Below are 22,021 nucleotides of genomic sequence, written 5' to 3'. Positions count from 1 at the left end.
TCCTTGTCAGGCAATTACCTGCATAACCCAAATAGAGAGCAGCGCATTAATGACGCATACCGCAATAATCAGCGGGTAGTAACGGGGATGGACCCCCGCAGTTCCCAGGCAGCGTCCCACATTTTGCACCGGATTGCCCATCAGGTAGATTGCCGGTAGCAATACAGTCGCATCATGTCCCGAAAGCGTACCAGCAACAACCAGACTGGCACAAACGCCGACGCCGCCTCCCATACTCATCACCGCCGCCAGCAGCACGGTGGCAGATTCCCCTGGTAGCCCCCACAACGCCATCACCGGTTCGCACACCCGCCCGACAATCTCGAGCAATCCCGTCACCTTCAGCGCCTGAATAATCACAAAAGCCATCACCACGTTAGGTAACAGGCTGGTTGTAGCAATTGTAAACCCGCGCCGCGCGCCATCGATAAACATATCCATGACGTTTTTACGTACCTGCGTTGTCATCTCAGACCTCCTGCTGCAGACGGCGATTTTCCAACTGCGCAATCCACAAACGCAGCAGGTTCGCACCCACAAATTTGAAGACAAGGATCACCGCCAGCGGCGTAATCACCGGAACGGTAACCACCGTAAACAGCGCAGCGCCAGAGGAAAAATAGTTGGTAATACACGCGCTGCCGCTGGTTTGCCAGCAGGCAAAAATGGCACGCTCCTGTTCAGTAATAATGCCCTCTTCCGCCATCTCTTTGGTCATCCCGGCCGCGGCATCGGTATTTTGCAAATTCGCAATTAGCGCCAGCGAACAAACTCCCGGAATACCGAGTAACGGGCGCAGGACCGGCGTCATCAGCTGTTGTGCCGCACGTAAACCACCTAGCCCTTCGGTGACGGAAATAATCCCGAGTGAAAGAATGACGGAAGGTGCCAGCTCAAGCGCGAATAAGAAGCCGTCTTTGGCTCCCATCCCTCCAGAGCCGCGAAAAGAGACCGCCGTATCGCCTGCGGCATTAATCTGCCCAAAGGCGCCGTTGAGGACGGTGAAGTCAAAGACCCGCCACCATTCGGTACTTTTCGCAAACATGCCGGAAAAAAGAATAATCGTAATAAAAAAAGCGAGATAACCGCCCCATCCCACCTTTTGCTGCGTGTGTGTGTTGTGACCCATTTTGTTCTCCTGTTGGTCTTATTCCTTGCGTGACAGAAAGACATCACGCAGGTCAAGTTAAAGACAAATGCGGAGAAAAACGACAGCAGAAGAGATTATTCAGAAAGTGTGGATAGAGGTCAGACAAGTTCGGATCCGGCGACATGATATCGCCGGATCTTGCAGATTAGGGTTCGTCAACGACCTGACCATCCGGCCAGGCGTGCATTACCGCTTTGATTAACGTCGCCAGAGGGATCGCAAAGAATACGCCCCAGAATCCCCACAGACCGCCGAAAATCACCACGGAGAGAATAATCACCAGTGGATGCAGATTGACCGCCTCGGAGAACAGCACGGGAACCAGCAGATTGCCGTCCAGCGCCTGGATTATCAGGTACACGGCAAAACAGCTCCAGAACTCGGTGCCAAGCCCGAACTGAAACAGCGCCACGCCGACCACCGGAATCGTCACCACAAAAGCGCCGATATACGGGATCAGCACAGAGAACCCTACCAGCACCGCCAGCAGCAGCGAATAGTTGAGACCAAACAGCAGGAAGCCGAGCCAGGTCGCCACGCCGACCACCACCATTTCCAGCACCTTTCCGCGAATATAGTTGGTGATTTGCTGGTTCATCTCTTTCCACACCTGCCCCGCCAGCCCACGATTACGCGGCAGCACCCGGCGCACGGCGTTCAGCATCTGTCCTTTATCTTTGATCAGGAAGAACACCATCAACGGGACGAGAACCAGATAGACCGCCAGGGTCAGTAATCCAACCAGTGAGGCTAACGAATATTTCACCACCGAATCGCCCATGGTGAGCATTCGCGAGCGCATATTTTCCGCCATCGCATCAATGATGCCCGCATCCATCAGCGCCGGATAACGTCTTGGCAAGGTGGCGGCAAAATCAGACAATTTATTGAGCATACCGGGCATGTCGCGGATCAGGTAAATACCCTGCTGCCACGCAACGGGCATCACCACAAAGGCCATCAGCAGCAAAATACCGACAAACACCACCAGCACAATCGATGTCGCCCAACGCCGTGAACACCCAATATGTTCCAGCCGCACAGTCGGCCATTCAAGCAGGTACGCCAGCACTATGGCGACCAGTAGCGGCGCCAGAAGACCGCTAAAAAAGAACAGGATGCCAAAACCGGCAACCAGAATAATCAGCAGGGCGATGGCTTCGGGGTCGCTAAAGCGGCGACGATACCATTGCATCAACATTTCGAGCATAAAACCCTTCCATGAACCCAATAGCGGGATTGCGATCCCGAATTGTATCGAAATGTCACAAAAAAGACTTCGCTTTTTATGGCTGATTACGCAAAGTGAAAAGACATTTTTCCTGGGTGTTCATCGTCAGGTTTCGCAGTTACACTCCGTAAGCTTGCGGAGTGTGAACGATACTTCACAGCATTGGTCAAATGGCTATCTCAAAAAAGAATACAGGACAGAGGTTATGTTCAGGCAGTTGAAAAAAAACCTGGTTGCTACCCTCATTGCCGCACTGACTATCGGTCAGGTTGCGCCCGCATTTGCTGATACTGCGGACACCCTGCCTGATATGGGAACGTCGGCAGGCAGTACGCTTTCCATAGGACAGGAAATGCAGATGGGCGATTATTACGTACGCCAACTGCGCGGCAGTGCGCCATTAATTAATGATCCATTGCTCACCCAATACATTAATGCGCTGGGGATGCGTCTGGTCTCGCACGCCGACTCGGTAAAAACACCCTTCACATTCTTTTTGATCAACAACGATGAAATCAACGCCTTTGCTTTCTTTGGCGGCAACGTTGTCTTGCACTCCGCACTGTTCCGCTATTCCGACAACGAAAGCCAGTTAGCATCGGTCATGGCGCATGAAATCTCCCACGTCACTCAGCGCCACCTGGCGCGTGCAATGGAAGATCAGAAACGCAGTGCGCCGCTAACGTGGGTAGGTGCGCTAGGTTCAATTTTATTAGCGATGGCTAGCCCGCAGGCGGGTATGGCGGCGCTGACCGGTACGCTGGCGGGTACACGCCAGGGGATGATTAGCTTTACGCAACAAAATGAACAGGAAGCAGACCGCATCGGTATTCAGGTGCTGCAACGCTCGGGATTCGATCCCCAGGCCATGCCGACGTTCCTCGAAAAACTGCTCGATCAGGCCCGTTACTCTTCGCGTCCGCCGGAAATTTTGCTGACTCACCCCCTGCCTGAAAGCCGCCTGTCGGATGCCCGTAACCGCGCCAACCAAATGCGTCCGGTGGTCGTCCAGTCGTCAGAAGATTTTTATCTGGCTAAGGCACGAACCTTGGGCATGTACAACTCAGGTCGTAACCAGTTGACCGATGACCTGCTGAGTAACTGGTCGAAAGGCAACATACGTGAGCAACGTGCGGCGCAATATGGCCGGGCATTGCAGGCGATGGAAGCCAGCAAATATGACGAGGCGCGTAAAGCGCTGCAACCGCTGCTGGCTGCAGACGCGAACAATGCCTGGTATCTCGACCTGGCAACGGATATCGATCTCGGCCAGAAGAAAACCAGTGATGCCATTAACCGCCTGAAAAACGCCCGCGACCTGCGCACTAACCCGGTACTGCAGCTCAACCTGGCGAATGCGTATCTACAGGGCGGACAAGCCAAAGAGGCGGCAACCATCCTGAATCGCTATACGTTTAACCATAAGGACGACCCTAACGGCTGGGATCTGTTAGCGCAAACGGAAGCCAACCTGAACAACCGCGATCAGGAGCTGGCGGCGCGGGCGGAGGGATATGCCCTCGCTGGACGTCTGGATCAGGCGATTTCGATGCTCAGCAGCGCAAGCTCTCAGGTGAAACTGGGTAGCCAGCAGCAGGCCAGATACGATGCTCGTATCGACCAGCTACGCCAGCTGCAAGAGCGCTTTAAACCGTACACCAAGATGTAACAGGAAAGAAAAATGTCAGACGCGATTAAAATCTACCATAACCCACGCTGCTCCAAGAGCCGTGAAACGCTGGAATTACTGAAGTCCAATGGCGTGGACCCGGAAGTGGTGCTGTATCTGGAAACCCCGGCTGACGCCGCGACCCTGCGTGAACTTCTGCAGATGCTGGGTATGTCCAGCGCGCGTGAGCTGATGCGCCAGAAAGAGGATCTCTATAAATCGCTTAACCTGGCGGACAAAAATCTGAGTGAAGATGCGCTGATTCAGGCAATGGTGGAAAACCCAAAACTGATGGAGCGCCCGATCGTAGTTGCCAAAGGTCAGGCTCGAATTGGACGTCCGCCGGAGCAGGTACTGGAAATCGTCGGTTAACCGAAACCTGCCGCAGTTATTTGGCTGCGGCGCTTACAGCTTCAGAATTTCTTTTACGAACGGAATGGTCAGCTTACGCTGGGCGGTAATCGATGCGTGATCAAGCTGATCCAACGTCATAAACAGCGTACGCATTTCCCGATCCAGACGCTTAAGCAGAAAGCGGCCCACATCTTCCGGCAGTTCAAATCCGCGAAGTCTGGCGCGTAATTGCAACGCCTGCAGCTTATCTTCATCGGAAAGTGGTTGCAGCTTGTAGATTTGCCCCCAGTCCAGACGCGAAGCGAGATCCGGCAATCCCAGATTCAACTGTCTTGGTGGACGATCGCCGGTGATCAGCAGGCGTGTTTTCCCCGACTCCAGGATACGGTTGTAGAGATCAAAGATCGCCATTTCCCACAGCGAATCACCGGCCACACATTCGATGTTATCGATGCATACCAGCGATAAATGCTCCATCCCGTCGAGCACCTCGGGTACGAACCAGGTGCGTTTGTCGAGCGGCACGTAGCCTACCGCATCGCCGCGCGCGGACAGTTCCGCACAGGCAGCATGCAGCAAATGACTACGGCCTGCGCCTTCACGCGACCAAAGATAAATATACCCGCTATGTTCCTGACGCAGCACGTTTTGCAGTGCAGCCAGTAAAGAGGAGTTATCCCCCGGCCAGAAACTTGCGAAAGTTTCGTCGTCAGGAAGATAAAGTGGCAAAGAGAGCTGTGCCGGTGTGTTCAGAGATACCTCAACCCAGGATTTCATAAAATCGCGTTGAGTTTAACACAGAAATGCGTCGCGATAGAACCGGGCAGCATCGCCACCCGGTCAAAGGTTTACTGTTGCTCAGTGTCGGCATCTTTGGCGTCGAGCACCACTTCCTCTGGACGCAGCAGGCTGATAACTTTGAAAATCAGGCTCAGACAGACACCCACAATGGTCGCCAGCGCCATGCCTTTCAGCTCAGCAGCACCGATGTGAACTTTCGCGCCGCTGACGCCGATGATCAAAATGACTGAGGTCAGGATCAGGTTCTGTGCTTTGTTGTAGTCAACTTTTGACTCGATCAGCACGCGAATACCGGAAGCGCCAATCACGCCGTATAACAGCAGAGATACACCGCCCATGACCGGCAGCGGAATGATTTGGATCGCCGCAGCCAGTTTACCCACGCAGGAGAGCAGAATGGCGAAAATCGCCGCACCGCCAATAACCCAGGTACTGTAAACGCGGGTAATCGCCATGACGCCGATGTTCTCGCCGTACGTGGTGTTCGGCGTAGAACCGAAGAAGCCGGAGATCACCGTCGACAGGCCGTTAGCAAACATAGAACGATGCAGGCCAGGATCGCGAATCAAATCTTTTTTCACGATATTCGCCGTTACCACCAGGTGGCCGACGTGTTCAGCAATAACCACCAGCGCCGCAGGCAGAATAGTCAGAATAGCGACCCATTCAAAGCGCGGTGTGTAGAACGTCGGCAGAGCAAACCAGTGAGCCTGCGCTATCGGCGTGGTGTCCACGACCCCCATCACGAAGGAGAGCGCGTACCCGGCCAGCACCCCAATCAAAATCGGGATAATCGCCATAAAGCCACGGAACAGCACGGAACCAAATACCGTCACCGCCAGCGTCACCATTGAGATGATGATGGTTGTTGAGTCTGGCGCTTGTCCTTCCGCAGGCAGCAATCCCGCCATACCCGCAGCGACACCCGCCAACTCCAGACCGATAACGGCAACGATTGCGCCCATCGCCGCAGGCGGGAACATTACATCCAGCCAGCCAGTACCGGCTTTCTTAACGATGAACGAAACCAGGCAGAACAGGATGCCACACATAATGAAACCGCCCAGCGCCACTTCATACCCTAGCGGCAGCAGCAGCAGAACTGGGGAAATGAACGCAAAGCTTGAACCGAGGTAAGCCGGAATTTTACCTTTACAAATAAAGAGATACAGTAAAGTACCAATACCGTTAAACAGCAGAACGGTAGCTGGGTTGATATGAAACAGGACTGGCACCAGTACCGTTGCGCCAAACATGGCGAACAGGTGCTGTAAACTAAGCGGGATTGTCTGTAAAAGCGGCGGTCTTTCACTCACCCCGATAGCACGGCGCGTCATAGTGTTTTCCTCTGAGTGTTGTTTGTTATTAGCGATTGGGTTGTTTTATTCAAAAAAAAGCCGACTCTTAAAGTCGGCTTCTTTTCACTTATTCGTTTACTTGGTACCAAAAATCTTATCGCCGGCATCGCCGAGCCCCGGAATAATGTATCCGTGCTCGTTCAGTCCCTGATCGATGGAGGCAGTGTACAGCTCAACATCCGGGTGCGCTTTTTCCAGCGCCGCGATACCTTCCGGCGCTGCAACCAGCACCAGGACTTTAATGCTGCTGCAGCCTGCTTTTTTCAGCAGGTCGATGGTAGCGATAACGGAACCGCCGGTTGCCAGCATCGGGTCAACGATCAGCGCCATACGCTCATCAATGTTAGAAACCAGCTTCTGGAAGTACGGAACCGGCTCCAGCGTCTCTTCATTACGGTACATACCGACCACGCTGATACGCGCGCTCGGAACGTTTTCCAGAACGCCTTCCATCATGCCCAGGCCCGCACGCAGGATTGGCACAACGGTGATTTTTTTACCTTTGATTTGGTCAACTTCAACCGGGCCGTTCCAGCCTTCGATGGTCACCTTTTCGGTTTCCAGACCGGCGGTTGCTTCATAAGTCAGCAGGCTGCCAACTTCCGAGGCGAGTTCACGAAAGCGTTTAGTGCTGATGTCGTTTTCACGCATCAGTCCCAGCTTGTGTTTGACGAGTGGGTGTTTGACTTCCACGATCTTCATACTCTTCTCCTTTCCTCAGACGAGTGGCAACCACAAAAAAAATCGCCGGATTATACCGCTTTTCGTCTCTGGCGCAACACTGCATACGCTTGATATGGATCAACCAAAATCGTTTGCGTCTGGATGATGAGTATAAAACAACCCCCACAATAAGTGCGGGGGTTGTTATCAATGCTATGAATTTTATAGATTTTCAGCATTACTCTGGATGACGTTTTGATACCATGAAAAAGATTTCTTCGGCGAGCGTGCTAATGTCCCACTCCCGTCATTATTTTTATCAACATAGATAAAGCCGTAGCGTTTTTTCATCTCCCCCGTCCCGGCCGAGACTAAATCAATACAGCCCCACGGGGTATAACCCATCAGATCCACGCCATCTTCCACCACCGCTTTTTTCATTTCGCGGATATGTGCGGCCATATAGTCAATACGATAGGAATCATCCACCGAGCCGTCGGCCTGCTGCACGTCAATCGCCCCAAAGCCGTTTTCAACAATAAACAGCGGCAACTGATAATGATCCCAAAACCAGTTCAGCGAATAGCGCAGACCGACGGGATCAATCTGCCAGCCCCAGTCCGACTTCTGCACGTACGGGTTAGAAACCAGGCTTTTCGACTCGTCGTAATCCAGTTGTGGGTTGTCCGCCGTTGCCTGGGTCGCGAAAGACATATAATAGCTAAAGCCGATGTAATCAACGCAGCCCTCGGTCAGCGCCTGACGGTCTTCCTCGGTGATATCCAGTTCAAAGCCACGACGGGTAAAGTAATTGAGAAGATGCTGCGGGTATTTGCCGCGCACATGGACGTCAGTAAACCAGTAACGCCGGTGCATAGCGTTCATCGCCATCATCATGTCGTTCGGCGCACAGGTCAGCGGATAAATTGGGCACATCGCAATCATGCAGCCAATTTGCAGCGCCGGGTTAATTTCACGCGCGAGCTTCACCGCCAGCGCGCTTGCCACCAGCTCGTAGTGCGCCGCCTGGTACATGACCGGCTCGCGGTCTTCACCAGGCAGATATTTCAGGCCAGAGTTAGTAAAGGGCGCGAAGTCTTCGTGATAATTTGCCTGATTGTTAATCTCATTAAACGTCATCCAGTACTTCACTTTGTGCTGGTAACGAGTGAAAACCACCCGGGCAAAACGGACAAAAAAGTCGATAAGATTACGGTTGCGCCAGCCGCCGTACTCCGTCACCAGATGGTAGGGCATCTCGAAGTGCGACAACGTAATCACCGGTTCAATGCCATATTTCAGACATTCGTCGAACAGATCATCATAGAACTGCAGGCCAGCTTCATTGGGTTGCGCTTCATCACCTAAAGGGAAAATCCGCGTCCAGGCAATAGAAGTGCGAAAACATTTAAACCCCATTTCGGCAAACAGCTTGATGTCGTCTTTATAGCGATGATAAAAATCGATGGCATCGTGGTTAGGGTAGTTTTTACCGGCAATCACACCGTCAGTAATTTCACGCGCCACGCCATGCGCCCCCGCCGTCATGACATCGGCAACGCTAATTCCTTTACCGCCCTCCTGCCAGCCACCTTCCAGTTGATGAGCGGCGACAGCGCCACCCCACATGAAATCTGCTTTAAATCCTGACATCCCCTTCCCCTATCGTGATGACTCTGCGCAAAACACTCCAAATGAGGCCCGCAACAAAAAACAGAAACCGGTTTCAGTACGATACTGTGCATTCGGCTGGTAGGTTTCAAGCACAAGACTGTACCCGGTTTCATTTTCGTGGCGCAGTTCAAACAAATAGATAAATGATTGTAAAATGCTGAAAAAACCAGCAGATAAAACTTGATGCAGAGCAGGCTCGCAAACGTTTGCTTTCCCTGTTAGAATTGCGCCGAATTTAACTTTTACTGCAAGTAAACATGTGGGGAAGCAGGCAGTGACCGATAAAACCTCTCTTAGCTACAAAGATGCCGGTGTTGATATTGATGCAGGTAATGCTCTGGTTGATCGAATCAAAGGCGTAGTAAAGAAAACGCGTCGTCCGGAAGTTATGGGTGGTCTGGGTGGCTTCGGTGCGCTGTGCGCATTGCCGCAAAAATATCGTGAACCGGTACTGGTTTCCGGCACTGATGGCGTTGGTACAAAACTGCGTCTGGCGATGGATCTGAAACGCCACGACACTATCGGCATTGACCTCGTCGCAATGTGCGTCAACGACCTCGTGGTTCAGGGCGCTGAGCCGCTGTTCTTCCTCGACTACTATGCAACCGGCAAACTGGATGTGGACACCGCAGCCAGCGTCATTAACGGGATTGCCGAAGGCTGCCTGCAGTCTGGCTGTGCGCTGGTCGGTGGGGAAACAGCTGAAATGCCGGGGATGTACCACGGCGAAGATTACGACGTGGCAGGTTTCTGTGTTGGCGTCGTCGAGAAATCAGAGATTATCGACGGTTCTAAAGTGGCTGACGGCGACGTACTGATTGCGCTCGGCTCCAGCGGTCCACACTCTAACGGTTACTCTCTGGTGCGTAAAATCGTTGAAGTCAGCGGTTGTGACCCGGAAACCACCGAGCTTGAAGGCAAGTCGCTGGCCGATCACTTGCTGGCTCCGACCCGCATTTACGTAAAATCCATTCTGGAACTGATCGAGAAGGTTGATGTGCACGCCATTGCCCACCTGACCGGCGGCGGCTTCTGGGAAAATATTCCACGCGTTCTGCCAGACAACACGCAGGCCGTGATCGACGAGTCTTCCTGGCAGTGGCCAGCCGTCTTCAACTGGCTGCAAACGGCGGGTAACGTCAGCCAGCATGAGATGTATCGCACCTTTAACTGCGGCGTAGGTATGGTTATCGCCCTGCCAGCTCCGGAAGTGGACAAAGCCCTGACTTTGCTCAATGAGAAAGGTGAAAACGCATGGAAAATCGGTATCATCAAAGCTTCTGATTCCGAACAGCGTGTGGTCATTGAATGAAAAACATTGTGGTGCTCATTTCCGGTAACGGAAGCAATTTGCAGGCGATAATAGACGCCTGTGAACAGAAAAAAATCAATGGCACCATACGTGCAGTATTCAGTAACAAGGCCGATGCGTTCGGCCTTGAGCGCGCACGCGAAGCGAATATTCCGGCACACTCGCTGGAAGCCGCCCAGTTTGCCAGTCGCGAAGCCTTCGACCGCCAACTGATGCAAGAAATTGACGCCTGGGCGCCGGATGTAGTGGTGCTGGCCGGTTATATGCGCATCCTCAGCCCGGCGTTTGTCGCGCACTATTCTGAACGATTGCTGAATATCCACCCGTCTTTATTGCCAAAATATCCCGGCCTGCATACGCACCGCCAGGTACTGGAAAACGGCGATGAAGAGCATGGTACCTCCGTCCACTTCGTCACTGATGAACTGGACGGCGGACCGGTTATTCTCCAGGCCAAAGTTCCGGTATTTGAAGGCGACAGCGAAGATGATGTCACGGCGCGGGTTCAGGCTCAGGAACATACCATTTACCCACTGGTGGTAAGCTGGTTTATTGATGGTCGCCTGAAAATGCGTGATAACGCTGCATGGCTGGATGGCATCCGCCTACCGCCGCAAGGCTACGCCGCCGACGAATAATAAAATTCAACCTGTAAGCCGCATGTCACCATCCGGCTTACAGGCATAACTACCTTTTCCGGTTAATACCACCGGTATTCATCTACGCTCCCCCTTTCTCTTTGCTATCAGACGGTTTATTGTCATATTTTTCTGGCACAGTTGGACATCTGAGAGCAATGCTCGCCATAATAAATCGGTAGTGTCCCGTGAATGAAACGGAGTAAAAGTGGTAATGGGTCAGGAAAAGCTATACATCGAGAAAGAACTCAGTTGGTTAGCGTTCAACGAACGCGTACTCCAGGAAGCTGCTGATAAGTCAAACCCGTTGATCGAACGGATGCGTTTCTTAGGCATCTATTCCAATAACCTCGACGAGTTTTATAAGGTTCGTTTTGCCGAACTGAAGCGCCGAATCATTATTAGCGAAGAACAGGGTTCAAACTCTCACTCCCGCCATCTGTTAGGCAAAATCCAGGCCCGCGTATTAAAAGCCGATCAGGAATTTGACGGTCTGTACAACGAGTTGCTGCTGGAGATGGCGCGCAATCAGATTTTCTTAATCAATGAACGCCAGCTATCGGCCAATCAGCAGAGCTGGTTGCGTCATTACTTCAAGCAATATCTTCGCCAGCACATCACGCCGATCCTGATTAACCGCGAGACGGATTTAGTCCAGTTTTTGAAAGATGACTACACATATCTGGCGGTAGAGATTATCCGCGGCGATACAATCCGCTACGCGCTGCTGGAAATCCCTTCTGACAAGGTTCCCCGTTTTGTGAATCTGCCGCCGGAAACTCCGCGTCGTCGCAAGCCGATGATCCTGTTGGACAACATTTTACGTTATTGCCTTGACGATATTTTCAAAGGGTTCTTTGATTACGACGCACTTAACGCCTATTCGATGAAAATGACCCGTGACGCCGAATACGATTTGGTGCACGAGATGGAATCGAGCCTGATGGAGCTGATGTCCTCCAGCCTGAAACAGCGTCTGACCGCAGAACCTGTACGCTTTGTCTATCAGCGCGACATGCCCAATGCGTTGGTCGAGGTGCTACGTGAAAAACTGACGATTTCTCGCTACGACTCAATTGTTCCCGGCGGGCGTTACCATAACTTCAAAGACTTTATTAACTTCCCCAACGTTGGCAAAGCCAACCTGGTTAATAAGCCGCTGCCGCGTCTGCGCCACATCTGGTTCGACAATGAGAAATTCCGTAACGGATTTGATGCAATCCGCGAGCGCGATGTGCTGCTGTATTACCCGTATCACACCTTTGAGCACGTTCTTGAACTGTTGCGCCAGGCGTCTTTCGACCCGAGCGTGCTGGCGATAAAGATCAACATCTACCGTGTGGCAAAAGACTCGCGCATCATCGACGCGATGATCCATGCCGCGCATAACAGTAAAAAAGTCACCGTGGTAGTGGAATTGCAGGCGCGCTTTGATGAAGAAGCCAACATTCATTGGGCCAAGCGTCTGACCGAAGCGGGCGTTCACGTCATCTTCTCCGCGCCGGGTCTGAAAATTCACGCCAAACTGTTCCTTATCTCGCGTAAAGAAGGTGATGAAGTCGTGCGCTATGCGCATATCGGGACGGGCAACTTCAACGAAAAAACGGCGCGGCTGTACACCGACTACTCGTTGCTGACCGCTGATTCACGCATCACCAACGAAGTGCGTCGGGTGTTCAACTTCATCGAAAACCCGTATCGTCCGGTGACGTTCGATTATCTGCTGGTTTCTCCGCAGAACTCACGCCGTCTGCTGTACGCGATGATCGACAAAGAGATCGCCAATGCGCAGCAAGGCCAGCCTTCCGGTATCACGCTAAAACTGAACAACCTGGTCGATAAAGGCCTGGTTGATCGTCTCTATGCGGCCTCAAGCTCAGGCGTACCGGTTAATTTGTTGATTCGCGGTATGTGCTCTCTGATCCCGAACCTGGAAGGCATTAGCGACAATATTCGTGTTATCAGCATCGTTGATCGCTATCTTGAACATGACCGGGTCTACATCTTCGAGAACGGGGGCGACAAGCAGGTGTATCTCTCCTCCGCAGACTGGATGACAAGAAACATCGATTATCGTATCGAAGTTGCTACACCGCTTCTTGACCCGCGCCTTAAGCAGCGCGTGCTGGATATTATCGATATCCTGTTCAGCGACACGGTGAAGGCCCGCTTCATCGATAAAGAACTCAGTAATCGCTACGTACCACGCGGAAACCGCCGTAAGGTTCAGTCACAATTGGCGATTTACGACTACATCAAATCACTCGAGCAACCTGACTAAAGATATGCCAATACACGACAAGACTCCACGACCGCAGGAATTTGCTGCGGTCGACCTTGGTTCAAACAGTTTCCATATGGTCATTGCCCGCGTGGTTGATGGCGCAATGCAGATTATCGGGCGGCTGAAACAGCGCGTTCATCTGGCGGATGGTCTCGGCGAAGATAACAAGCTGAGCGAAGAGGCAATGGAACGCGGATTAAGCTGCCTGTCGCTGTTCGCCGAACGCCTGCAGGGCTTTCCCCCGTCAAGCGTATGCATCGTGGGAACCCATACTTTGCGTCAGGCGCTGAATGCGACCGATTTTCTCAAGCGAGCGGAAAAAGTCATCCCCTACCCGATTGAGATTATCTCCGGTAACGAAGAAGCCCGACTGATTTTTATGGGCGTGGAGCATACTCAGCCGGAAAAAGGCCGCAAGCTGGTTATCGATATCGGCGGTGGCTCAACAGAACTGGTGATCGGCGAAGATTTCGAACCCAAGCTGGTCGAAAGCCGCCGTATGGGCTGCGTCAGTTTTGCCCAGATGTATTTCCCGGGCGGTGTTATCAGCCGGGAAAACTTCCAGCGTGCCCGCATGGCGGCAGCGCAAAAGCTTGAAACTTTAACGTGGCAGTTTCGCATTCAGGGCTGGAACGTCGCAATGGGCGCGTCAGGCACGATTAAAGCGGCACACGAAGTGCTGCTGGAGATGGGTGAAAAAGACGGTTTTATCACCCCCGAACGCCTGGACAAACTGACATCTGAAGTGCTGAAGCATGCGTCATTTGATGCGCTCAGCCTGCCGGGGCTGTCAGAGGAGCGAAAAGCGGTATTTGTTCCTGGGCTCGCGATTCTGTGCGGCGTTTTTGACGCGCTGGCTATCCGCGAACTTCGCCTTTCTGATGGCGCGCTACGCGAAGGCGTACTGTACGAGATGGAAGGACGTTTTCGCCACCAGGACGTTCGTAGTCGTACCGCCAGTAGTCTGGCGAACCAGTACAACATTGACAGTGAACAGGCCCGGCGCGTGCTGGAAACAACGATGCAAATGTACGACCAGTGGCATACGCAACAGCCCAAACTGGCCAATCCTCAACTGGAAGCATTACTGCGCTGGGCAGCGATGCTGCATGAGGTTGGGCTGAACATCAACCACAGCGGCTTACATCGCCACTCTGCTTATATCTTACAAAACAGCGATTTACCGGGGTTTAATCAGGAACAACAACTGATGATGGCAACATTAGTTCGTTATCATCGCAAAGCGGTGAAACTGGATGACTTGCCCCGCTTTACACTGTTCAAGAAAAAACAGTTTCTGCCGTTAATTCAACTGTTACGCCTGGGCGTGCTGCTGAATAATCAGCGTCAGGCGACCACCACGCCGCCAACCCTGACTCTGATAACCGACGACAACCACTGGACCTTACGTTTCCCGCATGACTGGTTTAGCCAAAATGCGCTGGTGCTGCTCGATCTGGAAAAAGAGCAGCAATACTGGGAGGGCGTAACCGGCTGGCGTCTCAAAATTGAAGAAGAAACCTCACCCGATATCGCCGCATAAACTCAGAACAGGTGCCAGCGCGTCTGGCGCCTGTTCTTCCAGCGTTTCATGCAATGGCTGTGGTTTACCAATCAAGTACCCCTGCATGTAGTCAATCCCCAGCGAAATTACCGCACTGCGTATTTCTTCACTTTCGACGTACTCTGCAACCACCAGCATTCTTTTCATCCGAGCCAGATGGCAAATAGAGGCCACGATTTGGTAGTCGAGGCTATTCGAAACGATACTGCGAATAAAGCTGCCATCAATTTTCAGGATATCGGCACTCACATTCTTCAGCCGCGCATAGCTGGCGTAACCCGTCCCAAAATCATCAATCGCAATCTGACAGCCCAGTGATTGCAGCTGCAGTAACGTTGCCTGTGCCTGTTCCGCATTGGTTAAGGCGTTGCTTTCCGTGACTTCAAAAATCAACTGCCACGCTTCAACCTTGTACTTAACCAGTAGCTGGTTGATGTCATGCGGAAGTCGGGCGCGACATATCGACGTGGGTGACAAGTTAATGGCAAACCGACGGGCGGGCATTTTTTCCCGATTCTGTGCCATAAACTTCAGCGTATTTTCAATCACCCACATATCGATGCTGGACGACAAGCCAAACTCATGCGCGATCGGCAAGAAGCAATCAGGCGGGATGGTTTCACCGTCATCTCCCTCAAGGCGCAGCAGGATTTCATGATAAACGTCGCCGCGTACGCCAAAAATCGGCTGCGCCATCAGGAAAAAACGATTGTGCTCCAACGCCAGCTGTAGACGATTCATCATCGCAACCTTATCTTTCAGGTCACGTTGCAAGTGCATGACGCCTCGGCGCTGCAAGTTCTCTGGTGAATTGGTCGCCAGAGAAAGCTCGGCAATGGTGCTTAACTCTCCCAGTAACAGATAGATATGGTTAACAGGAGAACGGACACAGCAAAAACTGATCCCCACCTGCGGCTGTAAAAGCATGCCATCCCAAATAAAACGGAACTGCTTGATATGCCTGTCCAGGGCTTCAATGCGCTCCTGATACGACTCAGTGTTAAAACGCAAAACTAAGTCATTACCCGATAACTGATAGACATGCTCATCCTGTGCCAACAGTGGCGTTATCCACTGTGAGAGTTTTTGCTTGTACTGGATACGCAGCATAATGCCGTAATTTTTTACCAGTAGCTCCATGCCCGGAACACGCAAAAAGCAGAGCACTGACCATGGCGTTTTTTTCAAATCCCGGTTCAATGCGCGCAAATTTGGCAGATGCACCATCGGATCAAAGAATGCCAGACGATGGTTGCGCCGGGTAACAAAGCGTTGGCGCGTTGCCAGTACGGCAATGAAGTTCACGATGAAGGAGAAAACAAGATAACTCGATGAGGTAATGGCAAGCTGGGTATCGTAGCCAGAATACCAGGGCATATAGCGCTGGTAATAATGAATTGCGGTAATAAGTACGACAGACCATATCAGCGAAATAAATCTGTAACCGTAACGCATTGCTCCCCAGAGCATGACAGGTAGCAACAACGACAGAGTATAATTTGTGCTGAATATTGAGCTTTGTTCATTTAACGGCATACACAGCAATGCCATAAGTACAGCCAATATAATCAGCCAGACCGCAAACTCAGTTTTGGTAACTTTGGTATCAAACTGCTGCTTTAATTGAGAAAAATAGCCTCTGACATGCAAAGGGTTGCGGATCGTGCGAATAATAAAGTAGCACAAAGGAACCCCAATCAGATTCCCGACCAGCATAGCCTGATAGTTGATCAACGTGCCAGTATTAAAGGGCATAACCCCCACCATGCCGGATTTACTCTCATAAACGCCCACAAATGCGGCAAACTGGAAGAGGATCAGAAACAGCGTCGCTGGGCAGAAGACCTGCCAAAACATGCGCTGAAACATCAGGTGGGAGTTACCGTGAGATACGTTGTTCCGCCGGGGTGCAAATACTTTATACCCTCCCCAACTCAGCACTATCGTTACAATAAAGTGCGAAATTATTGAGAGCGTTTCAAATAACCCAACCTGCGGATATTTGTAGCAGATAATGGAAATGATAATTCCCGGCAATGCCGCCCAGCCAAAAAATAGCATCAGGCTAATCATCAACGCCAAAGGCATGTAGAAAAGAATTACGGTCCCAGTACTAATATGGGCATAGGTATTGGCAGTGCTCAATATAGGCAACAGCAAAGATGGTATGATGAGAGGTAACGCCCACCATCTATCTCTCATACAAATATAATTTTTATTGAGTTTCATAGATGCTCAGTAGAATCCCGCACATCCTGCAGGGGGTATTCAGACAGGCATCCCACCTGACTCTAAAACGATGAAGTTAAATACATCACTATGTCTCATCGATTTTAGTTATCAGTAAAGGGTGACGTTTGATATATATCAAAAAAAAAGCCCCTCATTAATCAATTATTACTATTTTCATCGTTCCTTATCGTTAATTCATTATTAATGCAAATAATAATATTAATTTTCATAACATATGAGGATAAAACAACTGAAGCAATTTTACATAACGAAAAATTGACCATTGCCTCACAGTATGCCTTAATGTGAGTATCGCCCTCAGTTGGGTACACTACAAGGAACCTTTTGTGAGCCAGGTTACCAGCCTACGCAAACGACACCGATTTAATAGTCGCATGATCCGGATCGTACTGCTTATCAGCTTTCTCTTCTTCTTCGGACGCTTCGTCTACTCCGCTATAGGTGCGTGGCACCACCACCAGAACAAAAAAGACTCTCAGCAGATCACCCAGCCGCAACAGGCATCTCCTGCTCAAACCGACGTGCGCTGATCGCTCGCGCCTGTAATATCTCAGCATTAAGATTCCTTACCGGATGGCTAATCGCCTGACATTTAACCATCCGGTAAGGGATTTGAGTGATGAAACAATACGCTGCCTTACCCACCACACGCACGGAGTTATCGGATAATAGACCGTGTTTTTCGCACAAATTCACAATCTTTTAATCCCACTTCACCGCACCATTCGCGTTCATTTTTACGTTCCGATTTACTGGGTATAAAAAGACACACTGTGTTCAAATAGACGTCAATTAATATCACCAGAAAATATCACAGGTGAAAGCATTAATATTGTGTATGAAATTAAATGCTTATTTGAATCATTACCATTTTAAATTCTACAGGGTAATACCATGAGTGGTTTTTCATTATTTCCGAAAATAAGCAGCGGTCTTGAATGGATCGCTGGACACAGCGATGCGGTTATTCAATTCGGCTGGAATATCGTTGCAGCCGTAATTTTACTGTTTATCGGTAAATTTGTCTCTCGCCTGATCTCCAGTGGTCTGGAAAAATTACTGTTAAAACGTAAAGTTGACCGAACCATTATCCAGTTCTTCACCGCGCTGGTACGTTACATTACCCTCGCCTTTGCCGTTGTTGCCGCATTGGGTCGCGTCGGTATCGAAACATCCTCCATTATTGCCGTCATTGGTGCCGCCGGGTTGGCCATTGGACTCGCGCTACAAGGATCGCTTTCCAACTTTGCCGCTGGCGTATTATTGGTCTCCCTGCGTCCATTCCGCGCCGGAGAAGTGGTACAAATTGGGGCAGTTACCGGAACGGTGGAAAAGGTGCATATTTTCTCCACCACCTTGCTCACCGCCGACAGCAAAGAAGTGGTCATTCCAAACGGTAAGATCATCGCTGACAATATCATTAACTATTCCCGCCACCCTTTCCGCCGTATCGATCTGGTGATTGGCGTCGGCTATCAGAGCCGGATAGCCGACGTTAAGCGCGTGATTAACCATATTATCGAGCAGGATACCCGCATCGATAAGCAACGTGGGGTAACCGTTCGTCTGGGCGAACTGGGCGCTTCAGCATTGAATTTTTACGTCCGCGTATGGGTGCCCAACATCGAATACTGGAATACCTATTACGATCTGCTGGAAAACATTAAAGAAGCCCTGGACGCCAACCATATCTCCCTGCCGTATCCGCAGATGGATATTCGCGTTGAGAACGTAGCCCCCCAATCTCAACCCCAGCTACAGTTGGTTGATTAATTCACAGCGCTTCGGTATGAGCGCAATAAAAAACCCTCTATAAAAAGAGGGTTTTTTTACATATTACCGGTTCAGAAACCGCTAACAGAAAGGGCTATTATTCCCACTCAATGGTAGCCGGTGGCTTACCGCTGATATCATACACAACGCGGGAAATGCCGTTCACTTCGTTAATGATGCGGTTAGAGACGCGGCCTAAGAAATCATACGGCAGGTGCGCCCAGTGCGCGGTCATAAAGTCGATGGTTTCTACTGCACGCAGGGAAACAACCCAGTCGTACTTACGGCCATCGCCCATGACGCCAACGGAACGTACCGGCAGGAACACGGTGAACGCCTGGCTGACTTTGTTGTACAGGTCAGCTTTGTGCAGTTCTTCAATGAAGATAGCATCCGCGCGACGCAGCAGGTCGCAGTACTCTTTCTTCACTTCGCCAAGCACACGTACCCCCAGCCCCGGTCCCGGGAACGGGTGACGGTACAGCATGTCGTACGGCAGGCCCAGCTCCAGACCGATTTTACGCACTTCGTCTTTGAACAGCTCACGCAGCGGCTCAACCAGCCCCATCTTCATCTCTTTCGGCAAACCGCCCACGTTGTGGTGAGATTTGATAACGTGCGCTTTACCGGTGGCAGATGCCGCGGATTCGATCACGTCCGGATAGATAGTTCCCTGTGCCAGCCACTTAACGTCTTCCAGCTTCAGCGCTTCTTCGTCGAACACTTCAACGAATACGCGGCCGATGATCTTACGTTTGGCTTCCGGGTCGTTCTCGCCTTTCAGCGCGTCGAGGAAACGCTGTTCGCCTTCAACGTGAACGATGTTCAGGCCGAAATGGTCACCAAACATATCCATTACCTGCTGGGCTTCGTTCAGGCGCAGCAGACCGTTGTCGACGAACACGCAGGTCAGGTTTTTACCGATCGCACGGTGCAACAGCATCGCAGTCACAGAGGAGTCAACGCCACCGGACAGACCGAGGATAACTTTGTCATTGCCAACCTGCTCACGAATGCGGGCAACGGCGTCATCGATAATTTTTGCCGGCGTCCACAGCGCTTCACACTGGCAGATATCGCGCACAAAACGCTCCAGCATGCGCATGCCCTGACGGGTGTGGGTAACTTCCGGGTGGAACTGCACGCCATAGAAGCGTTTTTCTTCGTGCGCCATGATAGCAAACGGGCAGCTGTCGGTGCTGGCAACGGTCACGAAACCTTCCGGAATGGCAGTCACTTTGTCGCCGTGGCTCATCCACACATCCAGCAACGGTTTGCCGTCTGCGGTCAGGGAGTCTTCAATACCGCGGACAAGCGCGCTGTCGGTCTGAACTTCAACCTGCGCATAGCCGAATTCACGTTCGTTAGAACCTTCAACATGACCACCGAGCTGCATTGCCATGGTCTGCATGCCGTAGCACACGCCGAACACCGGCACGCCCGCATTGAAAACGTATTCCGGCGCACGCGGGCTGTTTTCTTCAGTGGTACTTTCCGGGCCACCGGAAAGAATAATACCGCTTGGGTTGAATTCGCGAATTTGTGCTTCCGTAACATCCCATGCCCACAGTTCACAGTAGACGCCCAGTTCACGTACGCGACGTGCAACCAGCTGAGTGTACTGCGAGCCAAAATCGAGGATGAGAATGCGATGTTTATGAATATTGTCTGTCATTGACGCTAATTCCGAGGCAAGTGAAACAAATTCGCCCGGCATATAGCCGGGCGCGGAAACTTATCAGGAGCCCATGCGGTAGTTAGGGGACTCTTTGGTGATGGTCACATCGTGAACGTGACTTTCCTGAATACCCGCACCGCTGATGCGTACAAACTCTGCTTTCGTTCGCAGCGCGTCGATAGTACCACAGCCGGTCAGCCCCATACAGGAGCGCAGGCCGCCCATCTGCTGGTGAATGATCTCTTTCAGGCGACCTTTATAGGCTACGCGGCCTTCGATACCTTCCGGGACCAGTTTGTCAGCGGCGTTATCGCTCTGGAAGTAACGGTCAGAAGACCCTTTGGACATCGCGCCCAGAGAACCCATACCGCGGTAAGATTTGTAAGAACGGCCCTGGTACAGTTCGATTTCGCCCGGGGATTCTTCAGTACCCGCCAGCATGGAACCAACCATCACTGCGGCAGCACCAGCAGCAATCGCTTTAGCGATGTCGCCGGAGAAACGAATACCGCCATCGGCGATAACCGGAATACCGGTGCCTTCCAGCGCTTCAACGGCATCAGAAACGGCGGTGATCTGCGGAACACCGACGCCGGTCACGATACGGGTAGTACAAATGGAGCCAGGGCCAATACCCACTTTAACAGCGCTGCAGCCAGCTTCAGCCAACGCGCGAGCACCTGCGCCCGTAGCAACGTTACCGCCGATAATCTGCAGATCAGGATATTTAGCGCGAGTTTCACGAATACGCTGCAGTACGCCTTCAGAGTGGCCGTGAGAGGAGTCAATCAGCAGTACGTCAACGCCCGCGGCAACCAGCGCGTCAACACGCTCTTCGTTACCTGCGCCCGCGCCAACCGCAGCGCCCACGCGCAGACGACCATGCTCGTCTTTACAGGCGTTAGGTTTACGTTCAGCTTTCTGGAAATCTTTAACGGTGATCATACCGAGCAGATGGAAGCTGTCATCAACAACCAGCGCTTTCTCAACGCGTTTTTCGTGCATTTTGGCGAAAACGACATCGCGCGCTTCGCCTTCACGAACGGTCACCAGACGCTCTTTTGGCGTCATATATACGCTAACCGGCTGGTTCAGGTCAGTCACAAAACGCACGTCACGGCCGGTGATGATACCGACCAGTTCGTTATCTTCAGTCACCACCGGGTAGCCTGCAAAGCCGTTACGCTCGGTCAGTTCTTTCACTTCGCGCAGAGTAGTGGTTGGCAGTACGGTCTGTGGGTCAGTTACCACGCCAGATTCGTGTTTCTTCACGCGGCGAACTTCTTCAGCCTGGCGCTCGATGGACATGTTTTTGTGGATAAAACCGATGCCGCCTTCCTGGGCCAGGGCAATTGCCAGGCGCGCTTCCGTCACGGTGTCCATTGCTGCGGAGAGCATAGGAATGTTCAGGCGAATGGTTTTCGTCAACTGGGTGCTGAGGTCAGCAGTATTCGGCAGAACGGTAGAATGAGCGGGAACGAGGAGGACGTCGTCAAACGTCAGGGCTTCTTTTGCGATACGTAGCATGGGCAATATCTCACCTGGGAGGTTATTAAATATTGCCGCGGCATTATACAGAGCGTAACCGATTGCATCCACACTTTTTTGCAAAAAAACCT

The 22,021-nt window shown here is 51.7% G+C and carries 18 protein-coding genes; 8 read left to right on the top strand and 10 right to left on the bottom strand.

Going from position 1 to position 22,021, the window contains the following annotated elements:
- Positions 1–6 precede the first annotated feature (6 nt).
- The 3 genes from OGV57_RS17195 to OGV57_RS17185 all read right to left on the bottom strand — a co-directional run bounded on the left by OGV57_RS17195 (position 7) and on the right by OGV57_RS17185 (position 2,360).
- Entirely contained in the window at positions 7–468 is a 462-nt protein-coding gene (locus OGV57_RS17195; RefSeq protein ID WP_003037948.1) for a YjiG family protein, read from the bottom strand.
- Position 469: 1 nt separating this feature from the next.
- Positions 470–1,129 (bottom strand): nucleoside recognition domain-containing protein, encoded by a 660-nt coding sequence (locus OGV57_RS17190; RefSeq protein ID WP_003847228.1) that lies wholly within the window; start codon positions 1,127–1,129, stop codon positions 470–472.
- Positions 1,130–1,295: 166 nt separating this feature from the next.
- A complete protein-coding gene (locus tag OGV57_RS17185; protein ID WP_003037941.1) occupies positions 1,296–2,360 on the bottom strand; it encodes an AI-2E family transporter in 1,065 nt (354 codons plus the stop codon).
- Between the two features lie 226 nt (positions 2,361–2,586).
- Here OGV57_RS17185 and bepA point away from each other — a divergent pair, with 226 nt between their 5' ends.
- Positions 2,587–4,050, top strand: a complete 1,464-nt coding sequence (bepA, locus tag OGV57_RS17180) for a beta-barrel assembly-enhancing protease (protein WP_044701785.1) — start codon at positions 2,587–2,589, stop codon at positions 4,048–4,050.
- A gap of 12 nt (positions 4,051–4,062) precedes the next feature.
- On the top strand, positions 4,063–4,422 hold the full coding sequence (arsC, locus tag OGV57_RS17175) for an arsenate reductase (glutaredoxin) (RefSeq protein ID WP_003037937.1): 360 nt from the start codon (positions 4,063–4,065) through the stop codon (positions 4,420–4,422).
- Positions 4,423–4,455: 33 nt separating this feature from the next.
- On the opposite strand, the gene OGV57_RS17170 is transcribed toward arsC, so the two are convergent.
- The 4 genes from OGV57_RS17170 to OGV57_RS17155 form a co-directional block, all read right to left on the bottom strand.
- Positions 4,456–5,157: a DnaA inactivator Hda gene (locus OGV57_RS17170; protein WP_211924219.1), complete on the bottom strand. Its 702-nt coding sequence runs from the start codon at positions 5,155–5,157 to the stop codon at positions 4,456–4,458.
- A 95-nt stretch (positions 5,158–5,252) separates the two neighbouring features.
- Complete coding sequence (gene uraA, locus OGV57_RS17165; RefSeq protein WP_003037932.1) at positions 5,253–6,542, bottom strand: uracil permease; 1,290 nt, start codon at positions 6,540–6,542, stop codon at positions 5,253–5,255.
- A 96-nt stretch (positions 6,543–6,638) separates the two neighbouring features.
- The gene (upp, locus tag OGV57_RS17160) at positions 6,639–7,265 is read right to left on the bottom strand and encodes a uracil phosphoribosyltransferase (protein ID WP_003037929.1); all 627 of its coding nucleotides are present in this window, start codon (positions 7,263–7,265) and stop codon (positions 6,639–6,641) included.
- A 183-nt stretch (positions 7,266–7,448) separates the two neighbouring features.
- Complete coding sequence (locus OGV57_RS17155; protein ID WP_048232505.1) at positions 7,449–8,879, bottom strand: 6-phospho-beta-glucosidase; 1,431 nt, start codon at positions 8,877–8,879, stop codon at positions 7,449–7,451.
- 295 nt (positions 8,880–9,174) lie between these two features.
- Between OGV57_RS17155 and purM the strand changes: the two genes are divergently transcribed.
- The 4 genes from purM (at position 9,175) to ppx (ending at position 14,677) form a co-directional block, all read left to right on the top strand.
- Positions 9,175–10,212: a phosphoribosylformylglycinamidine cyclo-ligase gene (gene purM / locus OGV57_RS17150; protein WP_048233767.1), complete on the top strand. Its 1,038-nt coding sequence runs from the start codon at positions 9,175–9,177 to the stop codon at positions 10,210–10,212.
- Complete coding sequence (purN, locus tag OGV57_RS17145; protein ID WP_003838482.1) at positions 10,209–10,850, top strand: phosphoribosylglycinamide formyltransferase; 642 nt, start codon at positions 10,209–10,211, stop codon at positions 10,848–10,850. The genes purM and purN overlap by 4 nt, the downstream gene beginning before the upstream one ends.
- 214 nt (positions 10,851–11,064) lie before the next feature.
- A complete protein-coding gene (gene ppk1, locus OGV57_RS17140) occupies positions 11,065–13,131 on the top strand; it encodes a polyphosphate kinase 1 (protein WP_003037917.1) in 2,067 nt (688 codons plus the stop codon).
- 4 nt (positions 13,132–13,135) lie between these two features.
- Positions 13,136–14,677, top strand: coding sequence for an exopolyphosphatase (gene ppx / locus OGV57_RS17135; RefSeq protein WP_003037914.1), 1,542 nt, complete (start codon positions 13,136–13,138; stop codon positions 14,675–14,677).
- Here the strand turns inward: ppx and OGV57_RS17130 are convergent.
- Positions 14,657–16,927: a bifunctional diguanylate cyclase/phosphodiesterase gene (locus OGV57_RS17130; protein WP_008319753.1), complete on the bottom strand. Its 2,271-nt coding sequence runs from the start codon at positions 16,925–16,927 to the stop codon at positions 14,657–14,659. The genes ppx and OGV57_RS17130 overlap by 21 nt on opposite strands.
- 350 nt (positions 16,928–17,277) lie before the next feature.
- On the opposite strand from OGV57_RS17130, the gene OGV57_RS17125 reads away from it, so the two are divergent.
- Complete coding sequence (locus tag OGV57_RS17125) at positions 17,278–17,481, top strand: YfgG family protein (protein WP_071524479.1); 204 nt, start codon at positions 17,278–17,280, stop codon at positions 17,479–17,481.
- 364 nt (positions 17,482–17,845) lie between these two features.
- Entirely contained in the window at positions 17,846–18,724 is an 879-nt protein-coding gene (mscS, locus tag OGV57_RS17120; RefSeq protein WP_054528643.1) for a small-conductance mechanosensitive channel MscS, read from the top strand.
- Between the two features lie 97 nt (positions 18,725–18,821).
- Here mscS and guaA read toward each other — a convergent pair whose 3' ends face one another.
- Together guaA and guaB are read right to left on the bottom strand one after the other, a co-directional pair.
- Positions 18,822–20,399 (bottom strand): glutamine-hydrolyzing GMP synthase, encoded by a 1,578-nt coding sequence (guaA, locus tag OGV57_RS17115; RefSeq protein ID WP_003037760.1) that lies wholly within the window; start codon positions 20,397–20,399, stop codon positions 18,822–18,824.
- 63 nt (positions 20,400–20,462) lie between these two features.
- Positions 20,463–21,929 carry an IMP dehydrogenase gene (guaB, locus tag OGV57_RS17110; RefSeq protein WP_003037756.1) on the bottom strand — a complete coding sequence of 489 codons (1,467 nt, stop codon included), beginning with the start codon at positions 21,927–21,929 and terminating at the stop codon, positions 20,463–20,465.
- Positions 21,930–22,021: the final 92 nt, after the last annotated feature.

It is taken from the genome of Citrobacter sp. Cf087 (genome assembly GCF_030334285.1).
Taxonomy (GTDB): domain Bacteria; phylum Pseudomonadota; class Gammaproteobacteria; order Enterobacterales; family Enterobacteriaceae; genus Citrobacter; species Citrobacter freundii.
This window is presented reverse-complemented; position numbering and strand designations above follow the sequence as displayed.

Coding starts and splice junctions, on each gene's coding strand:
- OGV57_RS17195 (WP_003037948.1), bottom strand. CDS start 468: ATGACAACGCAGGTACGTAAAAACGTCATGGATATGTTTATCGATGGC.
- OGV57_RS17190 (WP_003847228.1), bottom strand. CDS start 1,129: ATGGGTCACAACACACACACGCAGCAAAAGGTGGGATGGGGCGGTTAT.
- OGV57_RS17185 (WP_003037941.1), bottom strand. CDS start 2,360: ATGCTCGAAATGTTGATGCAATGGTATCGTCGCCGCTTTAGCGACCCC.
- bepA (WP_044701785.1), top strand. CDS start 2,587: ATGTTCAGGCAGTTGAAAAAAAACCTGGTTGCTACCCTCATTGCCGCA.
- arsC (WP_003037937.1), top strand. CDS start 4,063: ATGTCAGACGCGATTAAAATCTACCATAACCCACGCTGCTCCAAGAGC.
- uraA (WP_003037932.1), bottom strand. CDS start 6,542: ATGACGCGCCGTGCTATCGGGGTGAGTGAAAGACCGCCGCTTTTACAG.
- upp (WP_003037929.1), bottom strand. CDS start 7,265: ATGAAGATCGTGGAAGTCAAACACCCACTCGTCAAACACAAGCTGGGA.
- OGV57_RS17155 (WP_048232505.1), bottom strand. CDS start 8,879: ATGTCAGGATTTAAAGCAGATTTCATGTGGGGTGGCGCTGTCGCCGCT.
- purN (WP_003838482.1), top strand. CDS start 10,209: ATGAAAAACATTGTGGTGCTCATTTCCGGTAACGGAAGCAATTTGCAG.
- ppk1 (WP_003037917.1), top strand. CDS start 11,065: ATGGGTCAGGAAAAGCTATACATCGAGAAAGAACTCAGTTGGTTAGCG.
- ppx (WP_003037914.1), top strand. CDS start 13,136: ATGCCAATACACGACAAGACTCCACGACCGCAGGAATTTGCTGCGGTC.
- OGV57_RS17130 (WP_008319753.1), bottom strand. CDS start 16,927: ATGAAACTCAATAAAAATTATATTTGTATGAGAGATAGATGGTGGGCG.
- mscS (WP_054528643.1), top strand. CDS start 17,846: ATGAGTGGTTTTTCATTATTTCCGAAAATAAGCAGCGGTCTTGAATGG.
- guaA (WP_003037760.1), bottom strand. CDS start 20,399: ATGACAGACAATATTCATAAACATCGCATTCTCATCCTCGATTTTGGC.
- guaB (WP_003037756.1), bottom strand. CDS start 21,929: ATGCTACGTATCGCAAAAGAAGCCCTGACGTTTGACGACGTCCTCCTC.